Below are 7,956 nucleotides of genomic sequence, written 5' to 3'. Positions count from 1 at the left end.
CCCGCCCATCCCGCCTGGTACGTCATCGTCCGCCGCCTGCGCGAAGTGGGCCTCCACCACGTCGACCTCGACGCCGGTTACGGCCCGGAGAACTGGCCGGCCACGTTCGTCCGCCGCGAGCTCCACGACTGCCTGGGATGCTGGCCGTACGCCCGCGCCACGGTGAGCGAGATCGTCCTCCGCGAGCCCACCGGCGTCATCGCCCGGTGGCGCGACCTCGGCCCAGGCCCGGCCGTCGAAGGAGCGCCGGCCGACATGCTGGCCTGGCTCACCGGGAGGTCCGACGGTAAGGGGGTTACTCTGGTGCCTGTGGGGCAGACGTTCTTGCCAGGCCCAGGCGGCCCAGGGCTTCCCGAGCCGCCGCCGTGGCTGACGATGCCGGCCCCAGCTGATCTGCCCGCGACGCCCCCAGAGGACTATCCATGACCTATACAGGTGACGTCCAGGTCGGCGGTCCCGCCGACGTGCGCGAGCTGCCCGCGCTCACGATCTGCAAGCTCGCCGTCGGCCCGTACGACAACAACGCCTACCTGCTGCGCTGCACGCAGACCGGCGACGGCCTGCTCATCGACGCGGCCGCCGACTCCGACCGCCTGCTCGCCCTGATCGCGGACCGGCCGATCAGCTCGATCGTCACGACCCACCAGCACGGCGACCACTGGCAGGCGCTGGAGCAGGTGACCAAGGTGACGGGGGCCCAGGTCATCGCCCACCCCCTGGACGCGCCCGCCCTCCCGGTCCCCGTGGACCGCACGGTGGACCACGGCGACACGATAACGGTCGGCGCGGCCACCCTGGAGGTCATCCACCTGCGCGGCCACACGCCGGGCTCGATCGCCCTCCTGTACGACGGCGGCACGGCGGGCACCCACCTGTTCACCGGCGACTCGCTGTTCCCCGGCGGCGTCGGCAACACGTGGAAGGACCCGCAGCGCTTCAACCAGCTCTACGACGACGTGGTCGAGCGCGTCTTCAACCGCCTGCCCGACGAGACCTGGGTCTACCCGGGGCACGGCAACGACACGACGCTGGGCGCCGAGCGCCCCGCACTGCCGGATTGGAAGGCCCGGGGCTGGTAACCCGGGCAAGCTGCCGCGCGTTCACCGGCGCGCGGCCAGGACACGGACGATCCGCTCGGCCGCCAGGGCGGGATCGTCGGCCAGGCCGACGACCTCGCCCCACGACCAGCGGTAGAACCACCCCTCGGAGAGCGGCACGCAGTCGATGGTCTCAGCCAGCAGAACCGCCTCCGGATCGCTGATCCGCAGGGCCGGCGGATACGTCCGAAGCGTCGCCGTCAGCCCCCGCTGCTCCAGCTGCGTGGCCAGTTTGCCGAGATAGTACGTGCGCGTGTGCTCGCGCGGCGTGGCCGACATGGCTCCATCAAAGCCGAAGAAGGATGAAAAATCCCGTCAGTTGCCGATGCGCTCGCGCTTGTACTCCTTGCGCTGCTCGCGCTTGTAGAACAACATCCGCAGCGGAATCGCCGCCACGAGCGCGATCTGCATGGTCGCGCCGATCTTGATCGGCAGGTCGCCACCCTCGGGCCACGCGACCCAGAAGGTGAGGAACGCCACGTTCACCATGATCCACCCGAGGACGACCGCCGCGAGCTGCCCCTTCGGCTTGGGGTACTCCACCCGGCTGACCATCAGCCACGCCACGCCGAGCACGGCCAGCAACGACCAGAAGCTCGGCTGGAACAGCAGCACGATGGAGATCACGGTCATGGCGCCCATCGGGATGGGCAGCCCCATGAAATCGCCGCTCTTGGTCTTGACGCAGGCGAATCTCGCCAGGCGTACGACACCGGCGACGAGCACGGCCGCCGCCGCGGTGACCACCGCGGCGAAGGGCATCTGGTTGGTGAACCCGCCCCAGATCACGACCATGAACGCGGGCGCGAACCCGAAGCTGATCACATCGGCCAGGTTGTCCAGCTCGGCGCCCATCGCGGAGGCCCGGAAGCGCCGCGCGACCAGACCGTCGAACAGGTCGCAGGTCGCGCCGATGAGCAGCAGCACGATGGCGGTGGCGAAATAGCTCGGATCGGGCGAGAAGCGGCTGCCGGGAGCGCCCTGGAGTTGCTGGATGGCGGAGTAGGCCAGGACGCACACCGCGAGGAACCCGCAGACCGCGTTGCCCAGCGAGAGGGAGTCGGCGGCGGACAGCCGGAACGCCTTGCCGACGGGACCCCGAGGGTCTTCGTCTTCCGCCTGCCAGCCTCCGGCGTCAGCCGCGGTCAATTCGGGTCACCCCCGCCACCGTCTTCTCCCCCACGGACACCGCGGGAGAGATCCCTTCAGGAAGGTACAGGTCGACGCGCGAACCGAGCCTGATGAGCCCGATCCGCTCCGTCTGCGTGACCTTCGCACCGGCGCTCAGGTACGGCACGATCCTGCGCGCCACCGCGCCCGCGATCTGCACCATCTCGATATCGCCCAGCGCGGTGTCGAAATGCCACACCACGCGTTCGTTCTGGTCGCTGTCCTTGTTGAACGCCGGCAGGAACCCACCTGCCACATGCTGCACGGATGCGACATTTCCCGCAAGAGGGGCGCGGTTGACGTGCACGTTGAGCGGGCTCATGAAGATTGCGACCCTGGTGCGGCCGTCTGGCCACGGGTCGATGCTCTGCACCACGCCGTCCGCGGGTGACAGGACGCGCCCCACGCCCGGCGTGCGGTCGGGATCCCGGAAGAACCAGAGCATGCCACCGGTGAGCGCGCTCAGCGGCACCGCCGCGAGCGCCCATCGCCGGTCCCTGCGCGTCAGCAGCGCGGTGGCGGCCGCCGCGGCCGCCGTCGGGAGGAGCCACGGGGACACTCCACGCGCGAGCCGCGCAGAGCTCGCGCGGCTCGACTTAGCAAGATCGTCTGACACGTACAACCTTTGATGGTGACTGGACTGGGCGCTTTGCCGTGAAGTTACGAAGCCAGTAACTATTACACGGCGCAACTACACAAGCAAAGCGCCTCGAAGCCCATTTCGCTAGACCTGCTCCGGATGCGGCTCCTCGCCCTTGCGTGCGTCACTGCGAGCCTTGATCAGGCTGGCCACAGTGGTGATGACCATGGTGACGCCGATGACCGAGAGCGACACCCAGATGGGAATTTCGGGCGCCCAGGAGACATGGCTGGCATGCAACGCCTCCAATACGAGCTTAACCCCGATGAACCCGAGGATGAACGCCAAACCGTAGCTGATGTAGACGAGCCGCTGCAGTAGCCCACCCAGCAGGAAGTAAAGCTGACGCAGCCCCATCAGGGCAAACGCGTTGGCCGAGAAGACGATGAAGGGGTCCTTGGTGAGTCCGAAGATCGCGGGAATCGAGTCGAGCGCGAACAGCAGGTCCGTGCTTCCGATGGCGATCATGACGATCAGCATCGGCGTGACCATGCGCCTGCCGTCGATCTTGGCGATGACCTTCGACCCGACGTACGTCTCGGTGGTGGGGAACGCCCTGCGCACCCACCTCAGCAGCATGTTCTCCTCGTTGAAGCTCTCTTCCTCGCCCTTGAGGTGCTGCCGGACGATGTTGATCGCGGTGTAGACGAGGAACGCGCCGAACACGTAGAACAGCCAGCTGAACCGCTCGAGCGCCGCGGCGCCGAGCGCGATGAAGATCCCGCGCATCACGAGCGCGAGCACGATGCCGACGAGCAGAACCTTGTGCTGGTACGCCTTCGGAACGGCGAACCTGCTCATGATGATGAAGAAGACGAAAAGATTGTCGACGCTGAGGCTGTATTCGGTGATGTAGCCGGCGAAGAACTCACCCGCCTTGTCGCCTCCGTAAAGGGACCACAACACCAGCCCGAACACCACGGCGAGGGCGACGTAGAACGTCACCCAGTAACCGGCCTGCCGCATGGAGAACTCTCGGGCTTCTCCGCGGTCGACGATCCATAGGTCAACGGCCAGAACAACAAGAAGGCCGCCGATCACGGCGATCCAAGCCCACACGGGTACGCTCACTCAACCCTCCGGCATGCGCGACATCGGTGCCGGAGGTCTCTCCCGCCCGTCTTCGCGCACGGACCGGCAGCCCCGGGGGCCCCATGGGTGGGGGCTGCACCGTGATGACGAGGCTGTCGCGAAGGGATACTCCCCTCCCTAACCCAGGCAGTATATGAGAACGCCTTAGCCCTACCTAATCATCCGATGGTTCCCGCAAAACGGTAGATCGTCAGCACGCTCTCCACGGCTTCGTCCCCCCCAGGCAGCTCCCGCCCTCGGCGCGCGGCCGCCGCCGCCATTCTCTCCGCAGGTCCGGGCTCCTCCAGCAGCGTGCGTACGGCCCCGCGCAGCCCCTGCACATCCCCGTACGGCACGAGCACTCCGGCGTCTCCCACGATTTCCGGAATCCCCCCCACCGCCGTGCCGATCACGGGTTTGCCGGCCATGAGCGCCTCGTTCAGGCTGAGCGGCTGCCCCTCCCACCTGCTGGCCGTGACCACCGCCGTGGCCGCCCCGAGCAGGTCGGGGATGTCCTCGCGGTTCCCGAGCAGCCGCACGGGCAGCCGCTCGGCCCGGATCCGCCGCTCCAGCTCACCCCGCAGCGGCCCCTCACCGGCCACCACGAACAACGGCTGCCCGGCAGCCTGCGGACCCTCCCCGCTTCTCCCACCGCCGCCTGGCCACGGCCCGGCCGCGACGTCGAGGAGGGTTTCGAGACCCTTCTGCTGAGCGAGCCTGCCGATCATGAGCAGGATGGGCCTCTCCCCCGCCCCCAGCTCGTCCCTGACCTCCTGAGGCGTACGTTTCGCCGGTCGCAGCGCGGGCGCGGGCACGACGGCCGGGCGCACGTCCCGGGCGCCCAGCCCGGTCATCCGCTCCCCGAGATCCGGCGACACCACGAGCACGTGGTCCGCCCGCCAGGCCACGATCCGCTCCAGCACCCCGTAGACGACCCCCACGAAGCCGCCCGCCGTCAGGGCGTTGTGCAGGGTGACCACCAGCCTGCGGCCCTCACCGGCCGCGGACGCCCCCTCGCCGGTGGAGCGCGACGCGGTGGGCGGCCTCCGCCTCCCCCGCGGCCCGAGCGCCCTCCGCCCCGCCCGCACCCCGAGGCTGGTGAGCACCCCCCGCACCCCGAGCGCGGCCAGCGCTCCGGCGCGCAGCCCGTGAGCGTGCACCACGTCGGCGCCCCTGGTCAGCCGCCTGATCGCGAGCACGGCACGCAGGTCGTTCACCGGATGCGGGCGGTCGGAGACGGCGATCGGCACGAACCGCGCCCCGGCCGAGGCGAACGAGAACTGCTCCTCGACACCGCTCGGCCCGGCGACGACCACCTGATGCCCGCGCCCCACCAGCCCTTCCGCGAGCATCCGGACATGCCGTCCGGTGCCGCCGGACGTGGTGCCCAGCACGAAAGCCACCCGCACAACCCGCTCCTTCCCCTGCCGTGGGCTCATTCCGGCCCGCCGCGCCTGAGCAGCCCGGCCACCGCGCGGGCGTCCGCCCGGTCCATCACCGCCACGACCGCAACCCCCACGGCCAGCGCCACGGCCGCCGCAAGCACGGTGGCGCCGGCGTTCGGCCAGATGCCGCGCACGCCGAGCAGGCCCACCACACCGGCCCCAGCCAGGTATCCCAGCAGCCCGCCGGTGACCGCCGCGGCTCCGGCCCGGACCAGCCCGGCCACGGCCGCGCTCCCCCTGGCCCGCACCACGGCGCCGAGCAGCAACGCCCCGCCCACGCTCATACCGGTGCTCATGCCGAGCGCCATCCCCCCGATCTTCCACCCGCCGGGCAGCAGCAGCACGAAGACGACCTGTGCGACCAGCACGACCAGCCAGCCAAGCACGGTCCCGGTGGCGGCCGGACGGCCGCGGCCCGCCGCGTAGAGCACCCGGCTGAGATGCGCGATCAACCCGTATCCGACCAGCCCTGGAGCGAACAACGCGATCGCCGCGGCGAGTTGCGGCGCGGGCACGTCGCTCTTGAACCCGAGGAACACCACGGCGCCGGGCCCGGACACGGCCGCCAGCACCCCGGCGGCGAGCCCGGACACCAGCACGACCGCCCGCGTCGTGCGGGCGGCCAGCGCCGAGAACGCGGCCGGATCCCCCGCCCGCGCGGACAGCCGGGGAAACGCGCTGGTGGCGATCGGCACGGCGAGCACCGCGTACGGCACCAGGTAGATCGCCCACGCGTAGTTGTAGACGGCGATGGCCGCGTTGCCGATCTCGTGGTTGGACAGCACCAGCACCACGATCATGGCGGCCTGCTGGGCGAGCAGCGCCGCCATCCCGGCCAGGGCGAGCCGCCGCACCTGCCCGGCCACCCCGTCAGGGAACCGTAAGGTGGGCCGCCACCGCAGGCCCAGCCGCGCCGTGGGCCCGATCACGGCCAGCACCATGGACAGCACGCCGAGGCTCGTCCCGGCCGACAGGGCCAGCTCGGCGGGCCCTGGAACGTCGCCGGGGTCGGTCAGCCCGCCGCTGAGCGGCACGAACAGCAGGTAGGCGACGATGACCACGATGCTGGACACCAGGGGCGCGACCGCGGGCCCGGTGAACCGCTTGTCCGACTGGAGCACGCCGTAGAGGACCACGGCGACGCCGTACAGGGGGATCTGGGGGGCGAAGACGACCAGCATCCGGGTGGCGACCGCCGTCACGTCGCCGACGTCACACCCCTCCAGACCCACGCCGAAGAACAGCCCGGTGATCGGCCCCGCGAACAACGCGACGAGCACGCCCAGCGGCGCCAGGACGACGACGACCCAGGTCAGCAGCGCCGACCCGATCCAGCCCACCCGCTCCCGCGAGACCCCCGCGAGGACGGGGACGACCATGCCGGCCAGGGCGCCGCCGACGACCACCTCGAACACGATGTTCGGGATCTGGTTCGCCGTCATGTAGGCCGTGGACAGGCACTTGGTGCCGACCGTCTGGGCGAAGGCGTACTGCTTGGCGAAGCCGCCGACGCGGGCCAGCACGGTGATCGCGCCGATGAGCATGGCGCCGCCCGCGACGCTCCGCGCCGTCACTACGCTCACCCGGCCTCCCCAGCCCGCACGATCACGCCCAGGACGATCCACCCGGGCACCCGGACATCCTGGCAGGCCGCACCGACAATCGCGCGCTCCCGATCACACGCGCCCGATCACACCGGGCCGACGGGACGACGGCCGAGCAGGTCGAGGCGGTTGAGCACGGGGTTGCCTGCGATGACCTTGGTGAAGCTGACCTTCTCCGCGGCGGCCGTCAGCGCCACCACGGTGCCCAGCAGGGCGTAGCGGCCGGGACGGCCGAGCTTGGTGACGGCGGCGAGCCCGAGCAGCGCGCCCAGGGAGTTGGCGCCCGCGTCGCCGAGCATGGACCGCTCGGCCAGGTCCGCGGGCAGCAGCGCGGCGGCGGCGCCGAGCGGGACGGCGGCCAGCGCCGCGGCGGGCGGCGAGTCGCGGAAGAGCGCGGCGGCCAGCAGCGGCCCGCCGGTCAGCAGACCGACCTTGATGGCCCGGCCTGGGCGCAGGTCGAAGAGGTTGGCGAGGTTGGCGGCGCCGGCGATGGTCGCGCCGTTGACCAGGGTGTCGACGGGCCCCGTGGAGACGAGGGCGGCGGCGGCCAGCCCGGTGGCGCCGATGCCGAGGATCTTGACCGCGCCGCTGGTGACCTCGCCCCGGCCGAGCGCGCTCAGGTGCCCTTTGAAGCCCTTGGAGGAGGTGGTGCCGTAGAGGTCGTCGTAGGCGCCGAGCGCGCCGCTGCCGCCGCCCGCGACGAGGGCGGCCAGACGCAGGCGGCCGGGCAGGCCGGGTGTGAGTGCGGCCGCCGCGCCGGCGCCCGCCACGAAGGCGGGGCCTTCGAGCAGCGTGATGGGCTCGCCGCGGTGGTTCTTGCGGGTCCAGCGCCCGCTCAGGTCGGCCGGCCGGCCACGGGTGAACGCGCTGTAGGCGGCACGGGCGGCCACGGCGCCGATCGTGGCGCCGGCGAGGGCGAAGAGCAGGCC

Annotated in this window: 8 protein-coding genes and 1 pseudogene; 2 read left to right on the top strand and 7 right to left on the bottom strand. The window is 71.1% G+C overall.

Translation table 11 applies throughout. The annotated features are described in order from the left end of the window. A pseudogene (locus ITP53_RS52200) lies at window positions 1–426 on the top strand (hypothetical protein); the annotation flags it as partial. Continuing rightward, a complete protein-coding gene (locus tag ITP53_RS52195) occupies window positions 423–1,079 on the top strand; it encodes an MBL fold metallo-hydrolase (RefSeq protein ID WP_195902932.1) in 657 nt (218 codons plus the stop codon). The pseudogene ITP53_RS52200 and the gene ITP53_RS52195, both read left to right, overlap by 4 nt. 21 nt (window positions 1,080–1,100) lie before the next feature. Here ITP53_RS52195 and ITP53_RS52190 read toward each other — a convergent pair whose 3' ends face one another. The 7 genes from ITP53_RS52190 to ITP53_RS52160 all read right to left on the bottom strand — a co-directional run bounded on the left by ITP53_RS52190 (window position 1,101) and on the right by ITP53_RS52160 (window position 7,953). Next, on the bottom strand, window positions 1,101–1,376 hold the full coding sequence (locus tag ITP53_RS52190) for a hypothetical protein (protein ID WP_195902931.1): 276 nt from the start codon (window positions 1,374–1,376) through the stop codon (window positions 1,101–1,103). A gap of 36 nt (window positions 1,377–1,412) precedes the next feature. Further along, the gene (gene pssA / locus ITP53_RS52185) at window positions 1,413–2,246 is read right to left on the bottom strand and encodes a CDP-diacylglycerol--serine O-phosphatidyltransferase (RefSeq protein ID WP_195902930.1); all 834 of its coding nucleotides are present in this window, start codon (window positions 2,244–2,246) and stop codon (window positions 1,413–1,415) included. Next, window positions 2,233–2,883, bottom strand: coding sequence for a phosphatidylserine decarboxylase (locus ITP53_RS52180; RefSeq protein WP_195902929.1), 651 nt, complete (start codon window positions 2,881–2,883; stop codon window positions 2,233–2,235). Before ITP53_RS52180 ends, pssA begins: the two co-directional genes overlap by 14 nt. A 108-nt stretch (window positions 2,884–2,991) precedes the next feature. Then, window positions 2,992–3,978, bottom strand: coding sequence for a TerC family protein (locus tag ITP53_RS52175; protein ID WP_195902928.1), 987 nt, complete (start codon window positions 3,976–3,978; stop codon window positions 2,992–2,994). Window positions 3,979–4,157: 179 nt separating this feature from the next. Beyond that, window positions 4,158–5,387: a glycosyltransferase family 4 protein gene (locus ITP53_RS52170; RefSeq protein ID WP_328818624.1), complete on the bottom strand. Its 1,230-nt coding sequence runs from the start codon at window positions 5,385–5,387 to the stop codon at window positions 4,158–4,160. A 26-nt stretch (window positions 5,388–5,413) separates the two neighbouring features. Continuing rightward, window positions 5,414–7,006 (bottom strand): murein biosynthesis integral membrane protein MurJ, encoded by a 1,593-nt coding sequence (gene murJ / locus ITP53_RS52165; RefSeq protein ID WP_195902926.1) that lies wholly within the window; start codon window positions 7,004–7,006, stop codon window positions 5,414–5,416. Between the two features lie 107 nt (window positions 7,007–7,113). Beyond that, window positions 7,114–7,953, bottom strand: a complete 840-nt coding sequence (locus tag ITP53_RS52160) for a hypothetical protein (RefSeq protein WP_195902933.1) — start codon at window positions 7,951–7,953, stop codon at window positions 7,114–7,116. Window positions 7,954–7,956: the final 3 nt, after the last annotated feature.

Origin of the sequence: Nonomuraea cypriaca (assembly GCF_015645445.1) — a bacterium.
Classification (GTDB): domain Bacteria; phylum Actinomycetota; class Actinomycetes; order Streptosporangiales; family Streptosporangiaceae; genus Nonomuraea; species Nonomuraea cypriaca.
The sequence above is the reverse complement of the archived record's forward strand: the minus strand, read 5'-3'. Positions and strand labels throughout refer to the sequence as shown.